Genomic DNA, 19,017 nt, shown 5'->3' with positions numbered 1-19,017 from the left:
TCCTCATCCGGCGCAGCACGAAAGCTGCTTCACGTCCTTGCTGAAGGTCTGCGCCGCGAGCTTCAGCCCTTCGACCATGGTCAGGTAGGGGAACAATTGGTCGGCCAGTTCCTGCACGGTCATACGGTTGCGAATGGCGAGCACCGCCGTCTGGATCAGTTCACCCGCTTCCGGGGCCACCGCTTGCACGCCGATGAGCCGTCCGCTACCTTCCTCGATGACCAGCTTGATGAAGCCGCGTGTGTCGAAGTTGGCAAGCGCACGCGGCACGTTGTCCAAGGTCAAGGTGCGACTGTCGGTCTCGATCCCGTCGTGATGTGCTTCCGCCTCGCTGTAGCCCACGGTGGCGACCTGCGGGTCGGTGAACACCACGGCCGGCATTGCGGTCAGGTCCAGGGCCGCATCGCCGCCAGTCATGTTGATCGCAGCACGGGTGCCGGCCGCTGCCGCCACATAGACGAACTGAGGCTGGTCGGTGCAGTCGCCAGCCGCATAAATGTGTGGCGTACTGGTGCGCATGCCCTTGTCGATGACGATGGCCCCCTGCGCATTGGCAGCGACTCCCGCCGCTTCCAATGCCAGGCTGCGCGTGTTCGGTGCCCTGCCAGTGGCGACCAGCAGCTGGTCGGCGCGTATTTCACCGTACCCGGTGGTCAGCACGAATTCGCCGTCAACATGCGCGACCTGGCTGGCTTGCGTGTGTTCCAATACCTTGATCCCTTCGGCACGGAACGCGGCTGTAACGGCCTCGCCAATGGCAGGGTCCTCGCTCGCAAACAACGTGCGCCGCGCCAGGATCGTGACTTCGCTGCCCAGCCGTGCAAACGCCTGCGCCAGTTCCAGCGCTACTACTGAGGCACCGATTACTGCGAGCCGTTTCGGAATGGTCTCGCTAACCAGCGCTTCGGTGGAAGTCCAATAGGGGGTTTCTGCAAGACCAGGCAACGGCGGAATGGCTGCGCTCGCGCCGGTAGCAATGAGACAGCGGTCAAACGCCACTTCGTGCCAGTCCCCTTCTGCAGCTTCCACGATAAGCGTGTGGCCATCCTTGAAACGGGCGCTGCCTCGTACCAGATTGATTGACGGATTGCTTTCGAGGATGCTTTCATATTTGGCAATTCGCAGCTCGTCCACGCGCGCCTGTTGCTGGACAAGCAAACGGTCACGCGAGACAACAGGCGGCGTCGCAGTGAGCCCCACGTCAAAAGGACTTTCACGGCGCAGATGAGCGATATGGGCTGCCCGAATCATGATCTTGGAGGGAACGCAACCCACGTTGACGCAGGTGCCGCCGATAGTCCCGCGCTCGATCAGCGTGACCCGGGCACCGTTTTCCGCCGCTTTGAGCGCAGCCGCCACAGCGGCTCCGCCGCTACCGATAACCGCCACATGTAACTGACCGGCCAGCTCCTCCACCGCGCGGTCACCGCTCAGCCACTGGGCGGCTCTGCCAAGAAGTCCTGGCCGTTCAGCACTGCGCCTTTTGCTTTCCACTTCGTCTGCAGGCTTAGCACGATAACCAAGTGCCCCCACTGCCGTCACGAGTGCCGATACGTCAAGCCTATTGCCCGTGACCTGCGCCCTGTTCGCCGGATAATCGACAGACGCTCGTATCACGCCGGGAACCGCCAGCAGCGCGTCCTCAACGTGCTTTGTGCAACTTGGGCAAGTCATGCCCGCCACGCTCAGACCAACTTCGTTTAATTCTTGCATTTTGCTCTCTCTTTCATCCGTTATGCCCAAGCCGACTCGTACAACGCCTCGGTAACTGGATCAGTTTTTCGCATCAGCGAACAGGCTCCGTACGTCATTTACAGGTTGTGCACGGAATGACTGACAGTAGAATCGCCAGAACAACATCTCTATCTGGCTCTGGCGACGCCGCCGTCATTTGATGCCTTATTTCTTCAGTTCAGAAGGGTAGCCCACGTCCGTCGTCGCCTTGATCAACTCATGCACACTGGTCTTGGTATCATCGAAGGTGACAACCGCTTCGCGTGGTTCGAAGGTAACGTCAACTTTATCAACGCCTTCAATCCTGGAAATCGCCATTTTGACGGTGATCGGGCAAGTCGCGCAGGACATTCCGGGAACGGACAACGTGACCGTCTGCGTGGCGGCCCAGGCAGGGACAGCGAAGGTAGCGGCAAGGGCAAGAGCGGTAAGCAGTTTTTTCATGATTTTTCCTCAATTAGTAGAACAGGGGCATTACATACGGGAACGTTAGTGCAACGACAACTAGCGCAGCCACAATCCAAAAGATGACTTTGTACGACGTCTTGGCTTGTGGGGCAGCGCATACATCGCCAGGCTCGCATGCTTGCGTAGTCCGGAAGATGCGGCGGTAGGCAAAGAACATTGCTATCAATGCCGCACCGAGAAAGATGGGGCGGTAAGGTTCCAATGCCGCCAAGTTACTCATCCAAGCGCCGCTGAATCCCAAGGCGATCAAAACCAGCGGCCCCAGGCAGCAGGCCGACGCAAGAATGGCGGCCAGCCCACCGGCGAAGAGCGCGCCGCGCCCGTTTTGTGGTTCAGACTTTTGTGGTTCAGACATACGCTTGTCCTTTCAAATTTGGTTTGGATAGCTTAAGCTTACTTCCGTAGTTATGTACGGAGTCAAGCGATATGCAAATTAATTTTGAGAATCTGACCATTGGCGTTTTTGCCAAGGCGGCCGGGGTCAATGTGGAGACCATCCGGTTCTACCAGCGCAAGGGCCTGCTGCCGGAGCCAGACAAGCCCTATGGCAGCATTCGCCGCTATGGCGAGGCGGATGTAACACGAGTGCGGTTCGTGAAATCGGCCCAGCGGCTGGGCTTTAGCCTGGACGAAATCGCCGAGCTACTGCGGCTGGAGGATGGCACCCATTGCGAGGAAGCCAGCGGCCTGGCCGAGCACAAGCTCAAGGATGTGCGCGAGAAGATGGCCGACTTGGCACGCATGGAGGCCGTGCTGTCTGAACTGGTGTGCGCCTGCCATGCGCGGAAAGGGAACGTTTCCTGCCCGCTGATTGCGTCACTGCAAGACGGAACGAAGCTCGCTGCATCGGCGCGGGGGAGTCACGGGGTGACTACGCCTTAGCGTGCTTTATTTTCCGAATTCTGAGACGACCCCCTATTGTCCATATCGGGCCTGCTGGCAGCGTCTGATCAGGCTGTAAAGTGGCTGGTGCAGCAATCAATGGCCTATGGCGAGTATGTTTCGGTGACCCCGTTCTTTAACTGGGTGCACCTATGGAACACCGGTGCCGCATTCAGTCTTTTTGCGAATGGTGGAGGCTGGCAGCGCTACTTTTTTATCGGAATCGCGGTAGTGGTCTCGATTTTTCTGATCAAGCTGATCCTTGAAAATCGTCATAAAGGAGAAGCCATCGCTTACAGTCTTATCCTCGGTGGCGCCATGGGCAACCTGATTGACCGGGTCTTTCGCGGCTATGTTGTGGATTCCTTTGATTTCTATTGGCGAGACTGGCATTGGCCGGCCTTCAACCTGGCTGATATTGCAATTGTCCTCGGTGCCTTACTTTTCGTTTCCAGCAGCTTGTTGGGTAAAAAAGCAAACACCAATGCCGAGCCGGATGGATCTGACTGACACCTACGCCTATACAACACCATGACCGAACTTCCCGACAACATCCTTCACCTGCCGCAATACCAAGTACTGGGCTGCAAATCAACCGACGACGAAATGCACTTCCAGGTGGACGTGCCCGATCCCATCGCCTGCGAGGAATGCGGCGTGCAGGGTGAGTTCGTACGGTTCGGCAAGCGTGACGTTCCCTATCGTGATCTGCCCATCCACGGCAAGCGGGTCACTCTCTGGGTGGTCCGCCGCCGATACACCTGCCGGGCCTGCAAGACAACATTCAGGCCCCAGCTACCGGAGATGGTGGACGGATTCCGTATGACACTGCGGCTGCATGAGTACGTGGAGAAGGAATCCTTCAACCACCCCTACACCTTTGTGGCGGCACAGACCGGCCTGGACGAGAAGACGGTGCGCGACATCTTCAACGCCCGCGCCGAGTTCCTGGGGCGCTGGCACCGCTTCGAGACGCCCCGCATCCTGGGCATTGACGAGCTATACCTGAACAAGCGCTACCGCTGCATTCTGACCAACATTGAGGAGCGAACCCTGCTCGACCTGCTGGCCACCCGCCGCCAGGACGTGGTGACCAACTACCTGATGAAGCTGAAAGACCGGCAGAAGGTCGAGATCGTCAGCATGGACATGTGGAACCCCTACCGGGCAGCGGTCAAGGCTGTGCTGCCCCAGGCCCGTATCGTGGTCGATAAGTTCCATGTGGTGCGCATGGCCAACGATGCCCTAGAGAGAGTGCGCAAGGGCCTCAGAAAGGAGCTGAAACCGTCCCAGAGCCGGACTCTCAAGGGAGACCGGAAAATCCTGCTGAAACGCGCTCACGAAGTCTCAGACCGGGAGCGCCTCATCATGGAGACCTGGACAGGCGCGTTCCCGCAACTGCTGGCCGCCTACGAGCACAAGGAGCGCTTCTACGGCATCTGGGACGCCACCACACGGCTCCAGGCAGAAGCCGCCCTGGACGAGTGGATAGCCACCATCCCGAAGGGCCAAAAGGAAGTCTGGAGCGATCTGGTCAGGGCAGTGGGAAACTGGCGCGAAGAGACCATGACCTACTTCGAGACGGACATGCCCGTCACCAACGCTTACACGGAGTCCATCAACCGACTGGCCAAGGACAAGAACCGTGAAGGGCGCGGTTACTCCTTCGAGGTGATGCGGGCACGAATGCTCTACACCACGAAGCACAAGAAGAAGGCACCGACTGCGAAGGTCTCTCCTTTCTACAAGAAAACCATCGGTTACGGACTGCCGGACTTCGCAGAGGAACTCAACTACGGAGTCGATCTATCAACCATCTGAGGGTGGTATCAGATTGATGGGGTGAAGGTGCCCCATCAACCATCAAATCCGTATACCCTAAAATTTTAGATAAAGGTCACTGCCCATTTCTTTCTAGTCTGAATAACATTTCGGGTGCATACCTTAAGACGAAGCGAGCAAAATCATCACCAGCCAACAAATCAATCGGAACTCCTAACTTCGAAGACACCTCAGAAATCCTTCTTTGCTCAAGCGGTAAGCGGCAAAGCCATTGACTGCAACACCCAGCACAGCTAAAGCCAGCATTTCCTCTGTCACTGGCATTACCGGGTTAGCCAGCCGCGGTATTGCCTCAGTCAGTACCCAAACCGATCCGGCAATCAATACCAAGCCGTTAATTAAGGCGCCAAACAATGACAATCTGCGGTAGCCGTAAGTAAATTGTCGGTTTGCAGACTTTCGGCCAAGCCGGTGCAACAGCCATGCACTGCCAATAGATAAGCTATCACCCAGGTCATGCACTGCATCTGCCATAATTGCTGTGCTGTTGGTTAACCAACCGCCGATAAACTCAATTAGGGTAAAACCCACATTAAGAAAAAAGCCATAGCGATCCGGTTGTCGCTGTCGTCTTTGATATATGAATGGTTGTGCTGGTGCATTAAGACTCACCTATTTATTGCTGATAACAACTTAGTTGGTTTGACTAACGGCTTCATTCAATTGTTTTAAAATACCACAGTGCTCTACCGTGCGCTTCGAGTTGCAGCTAAGACGTAAAGCCTTTAGTTGTTTATTAAGCTGCGTTAAATCCGCTATGCGACGTTCTACCTGCTCGATATGCTGTTCAATCATCTGATTAACATCATCACACTGCGACATTGGCGAGTCATTCAAACTCAGTAACTGACGAATTTCTGCCAAACTCAGATCTAAACTCCGGCAGTGTTTAATAAATAGCAACCGCTCGATATCAGCGTGATCGTAGAGGCGGAAATTACCATCGCTACGTAATTTCGCCGCAAGAAGCTGCTCCTTTTCATAGTGACGGATGGTTTCCACAGAACAGCCAGAGATTTTTGCCAGCTCTCCAATCTTGATCATCTCGATACTGCCTATTGACTCTATAGTAACTACAGAGTTTAAACTAGGTTTCATATCAACCCAAGGTTTATCGGTTATGAATGCAAAATGCTGTTCCAATGATAAGTGTAGCGAAACGGGCAACAGTGAAAATAGCGCCGTTGATGCACCTGATAAGCATGCAAAATATGCCTACCTTAGTGAATTTAGGGTGCCTAAAATGGACTGCCCTGCCGAAGAGCGTTTGATCCGTATGGCGCTGGAAACAGTTGAGCCCGGTGTTCTGTTACAGTTTGATATCCGACAAAGGCAGGTTCGCGTTTTTCACACGGTGAATGCCAATGAAATTACAACAAAAATGCACAGCTTAGGGCTGGGCGCATCGCTGACAAAGACCGGGCCGGTGAAACCCGAAGAGGTAACGCAGGCCAGACAATCCACAGCATCAGGTTCGCTGCGTGAGGAGTTAATTTTAAAATGGTTGCTGGGCATTAACGCGGTGATGTTTGCAGTAGAGTTTGTGACCGGTTGGCTGGCTCAATCAACCGGGTTAATAGCCGACTCTTTGGATATGTTTGCCGATGCAGCGGTATACGGGGTTGCGCTATACGCAGTCGGGCGTAGTAGCAAGGTTCAATTAAACGCCGCACAGCTTGCCGGCTGGCTGCAATTAATTTTAGCTTTTGGGGTGATCAGTGAGGTGATACGGCGCTACCTGTTTGGTAACGAGCCAGTGTCGACGTTGATGTTAATTATGGGCGCTATTGCTTTGGTTGCTAATGTGATCTGTCTTTCGTTAATTCATCAACAAAAAGAAAGCGGCGTGCATATGAAAGCCAGTTGGATTTTCTCTGCAAATGACGTTATCGTAAATGCTGGGGTGATTTTGGCCGGATTATTAGTCACCTGGACCGGGTCACGCTATCCGGATCTGGTAATAGGGTTCATCATTGGATTAGTTGTACTCAATGGTGCGCGCAGGATTTTACAGCTAAAAGCGTAAGTCGCAATAGCGCTACCATAGCGCTAACTTACTGAGGGATTTATGTTAGGTCGTACATCAGGCTTATTATTACTGTTGCTGATTATGCTGAATCATGCCGTGATGGCCTGTGATGCGTTAGTTATGCATTTGCCTGATCATGCCCATGCCTACACTGACCTGCAACATGAACACTGCCACTCAGATACCCTTTTCGACGTAAGCAGTGAGCAAGTCACTGCACATAACGTTGCACATAACTCTGAGCATGATGCCGACGAACACAGTAATCATGCTCATGTGACCTGCTATATCGCTTTTTTTCAGGGCATGGAACTGCTTAACTTCCGTGACAGTGTTATAGCCGCTACCCAACCAGGGTTAAACCTCATTAGCTATCGCCCACCGGTGCCGCCGCCAAATATCTGATCCTGCTTGTTTATCTTTTTTTATTAACGATTAACTTTCAGGAGCATACCCATGCGTATGACACTAATGCTGCCAGCAATACTGGCGGCGGTATTTTGCGCGCTTCCGCTACGTGCAGAGCCGCAAGCACTGACATTACAACAGGCAATAGATAAAACGCTGCAACACAACCCTCAGCTGCATCAGTTTAAATTTACGCAACAGCGTCTGTTTGCAGAGCGTGATTTGCAAAGCCTTAAACCCGGTTATCAACTCGGTGTAGAGCTTGAGAATGTTGCGGGCACCGGAGAGGCCAGAGGGCTGGCCGGTGCTGAGCTGACAATCGCCTTATCTTCCGTGATAGAGCTGGATAATAAAGCTCAATGGCGCGCTGCGGTAGTAGACGCCAGGCTCAATACTCTTGAATGGCAGCAACAGGCGCAAACCCTGGATGTGCTGGCAGAGCTTACCCGCAATTATATTAATCTATTGGCCAGCCAGCAGGAATTGACACTGACAGAAGAGGCCGTAGCGCTCTCAGAAGCCCTGCTGCAAAGCGCTGAAAAACGTGCTGCCAGCGGTGCCTTGTCAGATGCTGAAATCATGCGGGCAAAGGCGCAACTGGCGCAGGTTCAGATCGGGCGGGACGCCCTGTTGCAGCGCATTGAGCGGCAAAAAATAGCCATAGCACGTTTTTGGGGTGATACCAGCGCCAACTTTAACGTTGTGGCAGGTAACTTGTTTGCTTTTGGCCAAAGCCGCCCTTTTGCTGAGCTGTATCAGCGGCTGCAACAATCGCCGGCGTTAACCATTTTTGCCTCTGAACGTCGGTTAAAAGACGCTGAAGTGCGACTGGCACAAAGCCAGAATCGCGCCGATCTGAGTTGGCAGGTAGGGGTAAGACGCTATCAGGCCAGTGATGATACAGGCCTTACCTTTGGTATCTCAGTGCCGTTATTTGCTGAACGTCGCAATAGTGCAGCCATCGAAGCTGCGCTGGCAGAGCGAAACAATGTCGAGTATCGACAGCAGGATAGCTTACTGATCCTGCATGAACGCTTGTTTGATGCGTACTCGCAACGACAGCAATTTATTACCAGTCACCAACAGTTGGCGCAGTACGTGATCCCCAACCTGGAACAAGCGCTGGATCTTACGCGTGATGCATACCAGCGCGGGCGCTCAAATTATCAGGATTGGCTTAATGCCCAGCAAGAATTGTTGCAGGCAAAAAGACACTTACTGGAAACCGCCACTGCGGTGCTATTGAGCCAGGCGACGATTGAACAGCTTACCGCCGAGCCGGTAACGCAGTAACTGACAAGATTATTGCCCCGCTGCCGCACTTCATTAACTGTGCGACGTGGCAAACAGAACATACAGGAAGATAGCATTATGAAACCACATGTAACACTGGCAATGTTTATTGCAGCCTGGCTGATGCCGATGCATGTAATGGCCGCCAATGAGCAAGAACAAGCTCACGTCCATGCCAAAGAACAAGCGGTAAAGCCGCAATCTGACACTAAGAAAAATGAAGAGCACAAAAAACATGAAGAACACAATGAGCATGAAGGGCACGACGAAAACGACGAGCATGAACACAACGAAACCCTAAGCAGCCGCATTAGTGATGATATGGCTACGGCAGTTAATATTGTCACAGACCGTGCTGACAGCCAGCGATTACGCCAACATCAGGTTGTTTATGGCAAGCTTAGCGCTGATCCAAACCGCATCAGCCATGTTAATGCCCGTTTTCCCGGTATTCTTACCTCGGTGAAATTCTCGCTGGGTGACAGCGTAAAAGCAGGCGATGTACTGGCCGTTGTCGAGTCAAATGAGAGCTTAAATACCTATACCATTAAAGCGCCAATTGACGGCGTTATTATTCAGCGCAGCGCCAATGTTGGTGAAGTCGCACAGCAGCAGACGCTGTTTAGCATTGCTGATTTTGGCGGCCTGTGGGCAGATTTTCGCCTGTACCCGTCACAACAAGATGCTGTCGCGACAGGACAAAAAGTGGTCATTATGGCCGCTGACACTGAGATTAACGGCGTAATTGCGCATATCATCCCATCATTAACCCAGCCCTATCAACTGGCCAGAGTTAAGCTGGATAACCGTGACGGTAAACTGTCGTCCGGGCAATTGATCGAAGGTGCTGTGATAAGCGGTGAATTCAACGTTGAGCTTGCCGTTAAAAAATCGGCCATTCAAATACTGGACAATAAAAGCGGAGTCTTCGTAAAAAACAATAGCGAATATGTCTTTACCCCATTGCAGCTTGGCCGTAGCGACATGGATTATGTCGAAGTGATTGCCGGTTTAAAGCCCGGCCAGTGGTATGTCACGACAAATAGCTATCTGTTAAAAGCGGATATTGAAAAATCTGAAGCCGAGCATGATCATTAAGGGGGCACTATGATTGAATCCATGTTGCGCCTGGCTATTGCGAGGCGGTATCTATTTTTAACGCTGACACTGTTGATTATTGCCATTGGTAGCTGGAGCTACCAACAGTTACCGATTGATGCAGTGCCGGATATTACTAACGTTCAGGTGCAAATAAACACGGCGGCGCCAGGTTATTCGCCACTTGAAGCAGAGCAGCGTATTACCTATCCGGTAGAAACTGCCCTGTATGGCTTACCCAATTTAAGTTATACCCGCTCATTGTCACGCTATGGCTTGTCACAGGTAACGGTGGTGTTTGAAGAAGGCACGGACATCTACTTTGCCCGCAATTTAATCAACACCCGGTTAAGCGCTATCAAGGATATGTTGCCCGAGGGCATAGAGCCTGAAATGGGCCCTATTTCAACCGGTCTTGGTGAAATCTTTATGTATACGGTGCAGGCCAAGCCGGGCGCGCTGCAACAAAATGGTTCACCTTACGATGCCATGGCACTGCGGGAAATCCAGGACTGGATAATAAAACCTCAGCTGGCACAGGTTAAAGGTGTGGTGGAAGTAAACAGCATTGGTGGCTACAACAAGCAATACCATGTGTTACCCGACCCACTGAAACTGCTTAATTATGGCCTGAGTATTAAGGATGTTGAACTGGCCCTGCAAGCCAACAATGACAACCGGGGTGCCGGTTATATTGAACGTGAGGGCATGCAACTGCTGGTACGCTCGCCCGGTCAGTTAACCTCTCTGGATGACATTGCTAATGTCATTATTACGCAATACGACACCATACCGGTAAAGCTGAGTGACGTTGCCGATGTTGCCATTGGCAAAGAGCTGCGAACCGGTGCGGCAACCCAGGATGGTAAAGAAGCTGTGCTGGGTACAGCCATGATGTTAATTGGTGAAAACTCACGCACAGTGGCACGCGATGTCGCGCAAAAGCTGGAGCAGATCAAAAGCTCTCTGCCAGAGGGTATTATTGCTGAAGCCGTATATGATCGCACCACCTTAGTGGATAAAGCCATTGCAACCGTCAGTAAAAACCTGCTGGAAGGCGCATTACTGGTGATCGTAGTGTTGTTTATCCTGCTGGGCAACCTGCGGGCGGCGTTAATCACTGCGGCGGTGATCCCGCTATCAATGCTGATGACCATTACCGGCATGGTACAAGCCGGCGTTTCTGCCAACCTGATGAGCCTGGGTGCGCTGGATTTTGGCTTAATTGTTGATGGTACGGTGATTATTGTCGAGAATGCGGTTCGCCGCCTGGCGCAGGCACAGCACAACGGCCGTATCCAACCGCTAAAAGAGCGCTTAAATACGGTGTATCTGGCAACTGCAGAGGTTATCCGGCCCAGTTTGTTCGGTGTGGCCATTATTACTATCGTGTATATTCCTATTTTTTCGCTGACCGGTGTCGAAGGTAAAATGTTTCATCCTATGGCAGCGACTGTGGTGATGGCCCTGTTATCCGCTATGGTGTTGTCGCTGACCATTGTGCCTGCCGCTGTGGCGGTGTTCTTAAATGGTAAAATCAGTGAAAAAGAAAGTGCGGTCATAAGAGGCGCTAAAACCCTGTACGCACCGCTATTAGCGCTGGCACTCAAATTTCGCTGGCTGGTGATTGGTTTGGCCAGTGCTCTGGTTGGTGTGTGTCTGTGGTTGGCGACCACGTTGGGGGCAGAGTTTGTGCCTCAGCTTGATGAGGGCGATATCGCTTTACATGCCATGCGTATTCCGGGCACCGGCTTAGAACAAGCCGTTGCAATGCAGGAAATTCTGGAGCAGAAGATCAAAACCTTTGCTGAGGTTGATAAAGTGTTTGCCAGAATTGGTACCGCAGAAGTGGCGACCGATCCGATGCCACCCAATGTGGCTGACAACTTTGTGATATTAAAACCGCGCAGTGAATGGCCCAATCCGGATAAAACCAAAGCCCAATTGGTCACTGAAATGGAAGCTGCTTTGGCGACATTGCCGGGCAATAACTATGAATTTACCCAACCTATTCAGATGCGTTTTAATGAACTGATTTCCGGTGTACGAGCAGATCTGGGTATTAAGGTATTTGGTGATGATTTAGATCAGCTGGTTACAAGCGCTAATCAAATTCTGCAAGCCGTCAACAAGGTGCAAGGTGCTGCGGATACTAAAGTGGAACAAGTCACTGGTTTGCCAACCTTGTCGGTGATCCCCAACCGAACTGCGCTTGCCCGTTACGGCTTAAATGTGGTTGAACTACAGGACTGGGTATCAGCGGCAATTGGAGGTACGTCGGCCGGTATTCTGTATGAAGGTGACAGACGCTTTGAGCTGATTGTGCGCTTGCCGGAAACCCTGCGTCGCGATCTGGACAAACTGGCGGTGTTGCCGGTGCCATTACCAAATGGGGACTTTGTACCGTTACAGGAAGTGGCTACCTTAGATGTGTCGCCTGCGCCGGCGCAAATTAGTCGTGAAAATGGCAAACGCCGGGTAGTGGTAACCGCGAATGTGCGCGGGCGAGACCTTGGTAGTTTTGTAGAAGAGGTAAAGGCCCAAATCAACCGTGACGTTACATTACCAGCCGGTTACTGGCTGGACTATGGTGGTACTTTTGAGCAGCTGGAGTCCGCCAGTCAGCGCCTTAGCATTGTGGTGCCTGTTACGTTGCTGCTGATTTTAGGTATTCTGGTGATGGCTTTTGCGTCATTTAAAGATGCGTTGATTATCTTCAGCGGTGTGCCGTTGGCGCTCACCGGTGGTGTGTTGGCCTTGTATTTGAGGGGTATGCCTTTATCAATCTCTGCTGGCATTGGCTTTATCGCCTTATCAGGCGTAGCGGTGTTGAACGGTCTGGTGATGCTGAGCTTTATTCGCGATCTCTGGCGTGAGAAAGGTGACTTGCTGTTAGCGATAACGGAAGGCGCGCTTACCCGGTTGCGCCCTGTGCTAATGACCGCTTTGGTCGCGAGCCTCGGTTTTGTGCCGATGGCGATTAATATTGGCACCGGTGCTGAAGTGCAGCGCCCGCTGGCGACAGTGGTGATTGGCGGTATTATTTCGTCAACCTTGCTGACATTGTTGGTATTGCCCGTGTTATATCATTGGGTGCACAAAAACGATAACCGCAAACAGCAAACGGAATAATCATTAACCTGCTTCGCTGCAGCATTGGGCTGCAGCGAAGAACGTTTTGGCAATAGTATGGGTGTTTATGCTAATACGATTAAAACGATAACCGCGTAAATAGTCAGGCGTATTAAGACGTCCCGCCAAATGGGGCTGTCAGCTAGCAAGGGTTGCAAGTCAGCTGGCAAGGGCACTGGCTTTAAAGCAGAGATATTCGCGCCTCCAGGATTTCCCCTTGGAACCCAACCAAATATAAAACCCGGAACCGTTGCTATCAAACGGACGATCTGACCAATAACCTCGCGATTATCATTGCGTTTAAGCCCAATTCGTAACATCTGCCAGTGCGTCGCTATGTGCGGTATAAAATATCTCTGCCCTAAAATATGCGCTCTTTCAAGAGACTTAAACGCATTGTCTAAATCATTGACTTGTTCAGCCTCCATGGCTGAGCGCATACTGATTTGGTACTCATGTTTAATTTTTTTATTCATTTACTATCACTAAGATAATGAGTCTGCGAAAGAAAAGAGCAATCCTCGATCGCTAAATAAGAGACGCGAAGCATATCACTGATTATTAAATTAAAGCTTAACTTAAGTGTACTCTTTAGAGACTACATACATTAGATAATGATAAGACATAGATTCTATTCTGCACTTTAATGTGCATTAAAGTGCAGATTTTTAGCTGGATCTGCGACAAAGTGCATACCTTGTCACTAACATAGTTAATTTCGATACTACTGTCACTACTTTAGCTAAACTTTACACTTCTGCAACACAGATAAGCTCTGAGCGCTGCTGAACAGCAGATAGTGACTAAAGTAAGTTCAAGCACATAGCAGTGTATTTTCAGGAGGGAATTTCAGGGTATCTCAGGAGAACAGGTGCCCAGCTCGCCGGCAGCGTCAGTAGCGTCGTGTTGCAATGCTGAAATGAGCTGCAAGTCAGCAAAAATGGCGGACTAACATTTCGCTGTGGTAAGCCGTGCGGCAGGTTGCAAGCCTGACCGCACTGCTCATAGTACTAATTTAGCTAAAACAGTGATTTAGTTGTCATTACAGCACCGCGTAGCAGCAAGGATTGACACTACCTGAGGTATCCCCAGAAATTTTGTAGTTAAAATAAAAATTTAGGTGATTAGGGCTTGTTGATCTTTCGAGATGGATTATTAGACAGCATGATGGGCTGGTACAATTACTTTCGCCAAAAACTAACCATGACAACCCACCATGCCAAGGACAATGTTAACAGACGAGTGCTGGTCAAAGCTAATCAGATTGATGCTTAAAACAGGCCGCGTTTATGACAAACCGGAACATCGAAATACTTTTGAAGGCATTTTGTATCGGATGCGGGTCGGTTGCCCTTGGCGTGATGTGCCACAAGCTTTTGGAGATTGGAGTACCATCTACCGGCGTTTTAACTTGTGGTCTAAAAAAGGCATACTAATGCAGCTGTTTACAGAGCTTAGGCAACTGGCTGATTTGGAATGGGAATTTATAGACGGCAGCATCGTTAAAGTGCATCAGCATGCGACGGGTGCCTGCTCAGAAGATAAAGAAGCGATTGGTAAAAGTCGTGGTGGCAACACGACGAAAATCCATATGGCAGTGGATAGTTCTGGCTTGCCTGTAGATTTTATCGTGACAGGCGGTGAAGTTCACGACAGCAAAGCGGCTATAGAGCTACTTGAACAACTGCCTGATGCCGAGCATGTTATCGCAGACCGGGGCTATGACAGTGAGAAAGTCAGGGAGCACATCCGAGCGAAAAATGGCGTCCCGACGATACCGCGTAAACGTAATTCAAAAATTGGAAATGGCGATATTGATTGGTGTTTGTACAAATATCGTCATTTAGTAGAGAACGTGTTTGCGCGGTTAAAACATTACCGCTCAGTAGCAACACGCTATGATAAGTTGGCGCGAAATTATGCAAGTACACTGGCCTTGGCATGCTGTCTCATATGGCGGCCAATGTGGGTTGACTGAATTATGAGCAGCAAAGATCAACAGGCCCTAGGGAACATTCATGGCGGTTCCCGATCTGATCATTCGCCAAAAATCCCACACCGCGGATGCTCGCCATGAATGTTAAAACTATGCTCGCTGATTTCCTCCGATTTGTCACCCCAAAAACCATGCATAAAGCCAGATTTTCTGTCTTGTTAGATGCGGTTACTGCTCTTGCTAAAGACGCTCGTTGCACCGTTACAGCAATTGGTCGCGCTATGCCAGGGCCCTCAGACAAAATCAGCATCAAGCGAGCCAACAGATTACTCAATAATGCCAATCTGCAACGAGAGCTACCGTTGATTTATGCCGCGTTGACTGCTTCTGTTGTAACCCCCTATTCCCATCCAACGATTTTAGTCGATTGGAGTAATGCGGATACCGCCAAGCGTCACTTTATTTTACGAGCGAGTATTGCTGCGGACGGCAGAGCATTAACGTTGTTGCAAAAAATCGCTGCTGAAGAAGAGTACACCAGCCCCCGTTTGCATCAGGCATTCTTAGAGCAACTTAAAGCTATGTTACCAGAAGGCTGCAAGCCAATTATCGTGACAGACGCCGGATTTAAAGTGCCTTGGTTAAAACAAGTACGCGAATTCGGCTGGCATTATGTCGCCAGAGTCAGAGGGAATGTGAAGCTGAAAGTGACAGAGCAGGAAGAGTTTATCACTGTTAACCAATTTTATCGTAAGGCCAAAGCCAAGCCCAAGCATGTCGGCAACATCTTACTCACCCAATCTCAGAGCTATGAAACACAAGCTGTTTTGGTTGGAAAAGGTTACAAGTTATTGAAAAGAGATAAAAACAGGCAATACAAAGAGCCTTGGCTATTAGTTTCCTCTTTACCAGAAAGTCATGGATATGCCGAGAAAATTGCCAAATGCTATAGCTGCCGAATGCAGATAGAAGAAAGCTTCCGGGATCAAAAAAGTCACCGTTACGGGTTAGGTAGCGATCTACATGGTACTCGCAAGAAATCACGCTTGGAGATCTTACTGCTCTTGGCAGCCCTGGCTAACTGGTTTCATTACCTGCTTGGCAGTGCGGGTGAGAAGGCTGGCTTACAACGACGATATCAGGCTAATACCGTTAAGCATAGACGAGTGCTCGCTCTTTGTTCCCTTGGGATACTGCTCTGTAAAGAGCAAAAGCTTAATATAAGTAGGCGATATTATCAGCAAGGGCTAAAGCAAATTTTGCAGTGGATAGCTCAGTGGTGCTGGACACCGGACGATCTGATAGAGTGTGGATAATATGGGGGAGCAATTTGTGGGGATCCCTCAGGGAACCCACCCTATTGTAACCGTAATTATCTGACTAAACGATCAACAAAGGCAGCATGCCTCGCCTCTGTTACAGCACCTGAAAATACTAACCAGTAATAAAATTGAAAATCGGTGCTGTTACATAGCTTATCTCATTAAAAACCAATAAATCGCCGCTGCCAACAATAATCGATAAATCACATACGGCCACATACCAAAGCGATTTAGCCAAGCAAGGAAAAAGTGAATGGCAGCAAGTGCAGTAATAAAAGCGGTAAAGGTGCCAATGGCAAAAACCAGCCAATCAATACTGGCGGCATCAGTACTAATTACTTCCAGCAATTTAACGCTGGCTGCTAAAAAGGTGATAGGTATCGCCAGTAGGAATGAAAAGCGCGACGCAGCTTGCCGGGTTAAACCCAGCAGCAAACCTGCTGTGATGGTTGCACCAGAGCGTGAAGTGCCGGGGATCAGAGAAACGGCCTGCGTTAACCCCACCAGCAGCGCGTCTTTCAGTGTCAATGTTGACAAATCGCGTTCAGCCTTAGCCGTAACATCGGCAAAACCAAGCAGAATACCAAATACTAAGGTAGTAACAAAAATAACGGCCACCGAGCGCAGGTGGGTATCAATTAAATCCAGTAGTAGTAAACCAGCGATGCAGGCCGGAATGGTGCCCAGCACAACGGCAAGCGCCAGAGGGCTTTGTCCGACATGTTGGCGCCGCGCAAGTGCTGCCAGGCTATCTGTTGTTAAGTTGAACACATCGCGGCGAAAGTACAGCAGCACCGCCAAAAGGGTGCCCATATGCACAGCTAAATCAAATGCCAACCCTTGATCGACTTGGCCTGTAACCAAAGGTGCCAGAATAAGGTGGGCAGAGCTGGAAATCGGCAAAAACTCGGTAATACCCTGTAAAATGCCAAGAAAAATAGCGTAAAGTGCACTCATATCGCGTTAAAGTTCCGTTTTATCAGCAAACTAGATCGGCAAAAATCGCAGCAGTTTAACATAAACGCCGTTTTTAGGTTCAAGGGGGCTAAAATGTTTTCGCATGCACTGATATTGTCTGTTGGTGATGTAATCGGAATTTGTTCGCTTCAGAAAATCGTTCCGGAACCTTCCTTTAAAATTACATACTAATGTAGATATGACTTTTCTCAAAGCTGGTAGATATAACCATACCAATGACACTATAATTTAATTTTCAAAAGGACGCAGTATGAAAAAATTTCTAATTACGCTTGCTTGTGTAATCGTGCTAACAGGTTGTGATAGTGCAAATCAGATGATTGATAAAGCCCAAGATGCAGCCAATCAAAAGGCAGTTGAACTACAAAATAAACTAGAAGCCGTGGATATCAATGGCCTCAACTTAGAGTTGTTAAAAAATTCACCTCAGCTGGCAAGTCAACTTTCCGCATCAATTAATGATGCACTAACGGTTGATTTCACTAGCCCAGAAGCGATGGCGGCAGTCAAAAACAAAATTGCAAATGCTTACTCATGCCTGGCTGAAGCCTCCTCCGCTACTACCGCACAAGAAGTTATGGACAAGCTATTAGCCAATATCAACAACAGCGATGTCAAAACATTAATTGATAGCGGCGTTCAGAAAGCCCAGTCTTATCAGTCTTGTGTAAAATAACTTTTGCTCAATAATCTTAGGTTGATAAAAACTCCCATGGGCAACAGTTAACGTTGCCCCGCGGAAATATAACCGCTAACTTGTATTGTATTAGCCACCATTAAAGCTGACGTATTTACCTGAGGTATCCCCAGAAATTTTGTAGTTAAAATAAAAATTTAGGTGATTAGGTGTGTGATTCATAGAGATCGTTTCAATCTTCTCAGCTCTAATTCAAGCCTGTAGTTTTGTTCTTGTAGGGGTTCTTTTGCTGGCTCATAAAGCTCCTGAACCTCTTCAGAATAAGGCGTTTGTTCAGCCATTTCGAAGTATCGTTCCATGGGTGTTTTTCCATGGTGTGCGCTATGAGGCCTCTCCCAGTTGTAGTAATGCTGCCATTCAGCAAGCAGGCTATCTAAATCGTCTGATGCTAAGTCTACCGTTGCATAAAACTCTGTTTTATCAGTTTTCTGTGAGCGCTCTACTTTGCCATTTAGGTGAGGTGAAGCAGGTTTATTTGGTCTGAATTTGATGCCATGGATCTTCAATTTCTCCTGAACTTTACAGGCGAAGAATTCTCGGCCACGATCTGTTTGAATACGCTGAATTGGAAATGGCATTTCCTCAATCACGCAATCAATGAAATCCAGCGTGTTAGCAGCCGTTCTGCGGCTATACAGCCTTAAAACCCTGTAGCGGGTGCAGTCGTCAATCGAAGTGTATTGATAGAGATTAGGCCCTATCTTACAGGTATCCATTTGTATTCTATCGCCAGGAACTGGGCGAACATACCTGATGTAATCTGGTTTCCTACGGTAGGTAACAACAGGCTTTACTTCATTTCGCGTCAAGATCTTATGGATAGTTGCAATTCCAAGAGAGAGCCCATACAGGCGGCCAAGTTCGCTTTGAATACGCCTTGCTCCAAGGTTTCGAGAGCGTCGCAAAGATAAAATTAACTGCTCTTCAGTCTCACCAACCTTTGTTGAAGGTGAACTCTTAGGACGCCTGCTTTGGCTACCCAGACCATCTACACCGTCTTTCCGATAACGCTGCCACCATTTTCTTAAGGTAGGTCTGGATATGCCACAACGACGGCAGACCAAGCCCGCATCACGGGTCTCTTCGTATAGCTTTATCCACTGTAATCGCTGCTGTATTTCTCTATTCATAGACACCCATTATATTGAAATGATGTCTATGAATCACACAGATAATATGGGGGAGCAATTTGTGGGGA

Annotated in this window: 18 protein-coding genes and 1 pseudogene; 11 read left to right on the top strand and 8 right to left on the bottom strand. The window is 49.9% G+C overall.

What is annotated here, in order from left to right; translation table 11 throughout:
- Positions 1-3: 3 nt before the first annotated feature.
- The 3 genes from merA to merT all read right to left on the bottom strand — a co-directional run bounded on the left by merA (position 4) and on the right by merT (position 2,557).
- Positions 4-1,713, bottom strand: a complete 1,710-nt coding sequence (merA, locus tag AGRI_RS14030; protein ID WP_001157002.1) for a mercury(II) reductase — start codon at positions 1,711-1,713, stop codon at positions 4-6.
- Positions 1,714-1,899: 186 nt separating this feature from the next.
- Positions 1,900-2,178 (bottom strand): mercury resistance system periplasmic binding protein MerP, encoded by a 279-nt coding sequence (gene merP / locus AGRI_RS14025; protein ID WP_008950835.1) that lies wholly within the window; start codon positions 2,176-2,178, stop codon positions 1,900-1,902.
- A gap of 13 nt (positions 2,179-2,191) precedes the next feature.
- A complete protein-coding gene (gene merT, locus AGRI_RS14020) occupies positions 2,192-2,557 on the bottom strand; it encodes a mercuric ion transporter MerT (protein ID WP_008985551.1) in 366 nt (121 codons plus the stop codon).
- A gap of 71 nt (positions 2,558-2,628) precedes the next feature.
- On the opposite strand from merT, the gene merR reads away from it, so the two are divergent.
- The 3 genes from merR to AGRI_RS14005 are packed head-to-tail and all read left to right on the top strand — an operon-like array spanning position 2,629 to position 4,905.
- Entirely contained in the window at positions 2,629-3,084 is a 456-nt protein-coding gene (gene merR / locus AGRI_RS14015; RefSeq protein ID WP_001166628.1) for an Hg(II)-responsive transcriptional regulator, read from the top strand.
- Positions 3,085-3,120: 36 nt separating this feature from the next.
- The gene (lspA, locus tag AGRI_RS14010; RefSeq protein WP_008985550.1) at positions 3,121-3,594 is read left to right on the top strand and encodes a signal peptidase II; all 474 of its coding nucleotides are present in this window, start codon (positions 3,121-3,123) and stop codon (positions 3,592-3,594) included.
- 21 nt (positions 3,595-3,615) lie between these two features.
- Positions 3,616-4,905, top strand: coding sequence for an ISL3-like element ISPpu12 family transposase (locus tag AGRI_RS14005; RefSeq protein WP_004574636.1), 1,290 nt, complete (start codon positions 3,616-3,618; stop codon positions 4,903-4,905).
- A 210-nt stretch (positions 4,906-5,115) separates the two neighbouring features.
- Here the strand turns inward: AGRI_RS14005 and AGRI_RS14000 are convergent.
- Positions 5,116-5,528 (bottom strand): annotated as a pseudogene (locus tag AGRI_RS14000) (cation diffusion facilitator family transporter); the annotation flags it as partial.
- Positions 5,529-5,559: 31 nt separating this feature from the next.
- Complete coding sequence (gene cadR, locus AGRI_RS13995; RefSeq protein ID WP_008985548.1) at positions 5,560-5,970, bottom strand: Cd(II)/Pb(II)-responsive transcriptional regulator; 411 nt, start codon at positions 5,968-5,970, stop codon at positions 5,560-5,562.
- Positions 5,971-6,046: 76 nt separating this feature from the next.
- Between cadR and AGRI_RS13990 the strand changes: the two genes are divergently transcribed.
- The 5 genes from AGRI_RS13990 to AGRI_RS13970 all read left to right on the top strand — a co-directional run bounded on the left by AGRI_RS13990 (position 6,047) and on the right by AGRI_RS13970 (position 12,886).
- Positions 6,047-6,952, top strand: coding sequence for a cation efflux transmembrane domain-containing protein (locus AGRI_RS13990; protein ID WP_008985547.1), 906 nt, complete (start codon positions 6,047-6,049; stop codon positions 6,950-6,952).
- Positions 6,953-6,994: 42 nt separating this feature from the next.
- Positions 6,995-7,360 (top strand): hypothetical protein, encoded by a 366-nt coding sequence (locus tag AGRI_RS13985; RefSeq protein WP_008985546.1) that lies wholly within the window; start codon positions 6,995-6,997, stop codon positions 7,358-7,360.
- 51 nt (positions 7,361-7,411) lie between these two features.
- The gene (locus tag AGRI_RS13980) at positions 7,412-8,656 is read left to right on the top strand and encodes a TolC family protein (protein ID WP_008985545.1); all 1,245 of its coding nucleotides are present in this window, start codon (positions 7,412-7,414) and stop codon (positions 8,654-8,656) included.
- A gap of 78 nt (positions 8,657-8,734) precedes the next feature.
- Positions 8,735-9,754 (top strand): efflux RND transporter periplasmic adaptor subunit, encoded by a 1,020-nt coding sequence (locus AGRI_RS13975; RefSeq protein ID WP_008985544.1) that lies wholly within the window; start codon positions 8,735-8,737, stop codon positions 9,752-9,754.
- Positions 9,755-9,763: 9 nt separating this feature from the next.
- Positions 9,764-12,886: an efflux RND transporter permease subunit gene (locus AGRI_RS13970; protein WP_008985543.1), complete on the top strand. Its 3,123-nt coding sequence runs from the start codon at positions 9,764-9,766 to the stop codon at positions 12,884-12,886.
- 65 nt (positions 12,887-12,951) lie between these two features.
- On the opposite strand, the gene AGRI_RS13965 is transcribed toward AGRI_RS13970, so the two are convergent.
- Positions 12,952-13,362, bottom strand: coding sequence for a DUF3703 domain-containing protein (locus tag AGRI_RS13965; RefSeq protein WP_008985542.1), 411 nt, complete (start codon positions 13,360-13,362; stop codon positions 12,952-12,954).
- A gap of 740 nt (positions 13,363-14,102) precedes the next feature.
- Between AGRI_RS13965 and AGRI_RS13960 the strand changes: the two genes are divergently transcribed.
- On the top strand, positions 14,103-14,864 hold the full coding sequence (locus AGRI_RS13960) for an IS5 family transposase (protein WP_008985541.1): 762 nt from the start codon (positions 14,103-14,105) through the stop codon (positions 14,862-14,864).
- 86 nt (positions 14,865-14,950) lie between these two features.
- Positions 14,951-16,138, top strand: a complete 1,188-nt coding sequence (locus AGRI_RS13955) for an IS4 family transposase (RefSeq protein WP_083847149.1) — start codon at positions 14,951-14,953, stop codon at positions 16,136-16,138.
- Positions 16,139-16,297: 159 nt separating this feature from the next.
- On the opposite strand, the gene AGRI_RS13950 is transcribed toward AGRI_RS13955, so the two are convergent.
- Complete coding sequence (locus AGRI_RS13950) at positions 16,298-17,101, bottom strand: undecaprenyl-diphosphate phosphatase (RefSeq protein ID WP_008985539.1); 804 nt, start codon at positions 17,099-17,101, stop codon at positions 16,298-16,300.
- Between the two features lie 271 nt (positions 17,102-17,372).
- On the opposite strand from AGRI_RS13950, the gene AGRI_RS13945 reads away from it, so the two are divergent.
- Positions 17,373-17,798, top strand: a complete 426-nt coding sequence (locus AGRI_RS13945; RefSeq protein ID WP_008985538.1) for a hypothetical protein — start codon at positions 17,373-17,375, stop codon at positions 17,796-17,798.
- Positions 17,799-17,977: 179 nt separating this feature from the next.
- On the opposite strand, the gene AGRI_RS13940 is transcribed toward AGRI_RS13945, so the two are convergent.
- A complete protein-coding gene (locus AGRI_RS13940; protein WP_040292038.1) occupies positions 17,978-18,949 on the bottom strand; it encodes an IS481 family transposase in 972 nt (323 codons plus the stop codon).
- Positions 18,950-19,017: the final 68 nt, after the last annotated feature.

This window comes from Alishewanella agri BL06 (assembly GCF_000272005.1).
Lineage (GTDB): Bacteria > Pseudomonadota > Gammaproteobacteria > Enterobacterales > Alteromonadaceae > Alishewanella > Alishewanella agri.
This window is presented reverse-complemented; position numbering and strand designations above follow the sequence as displayed.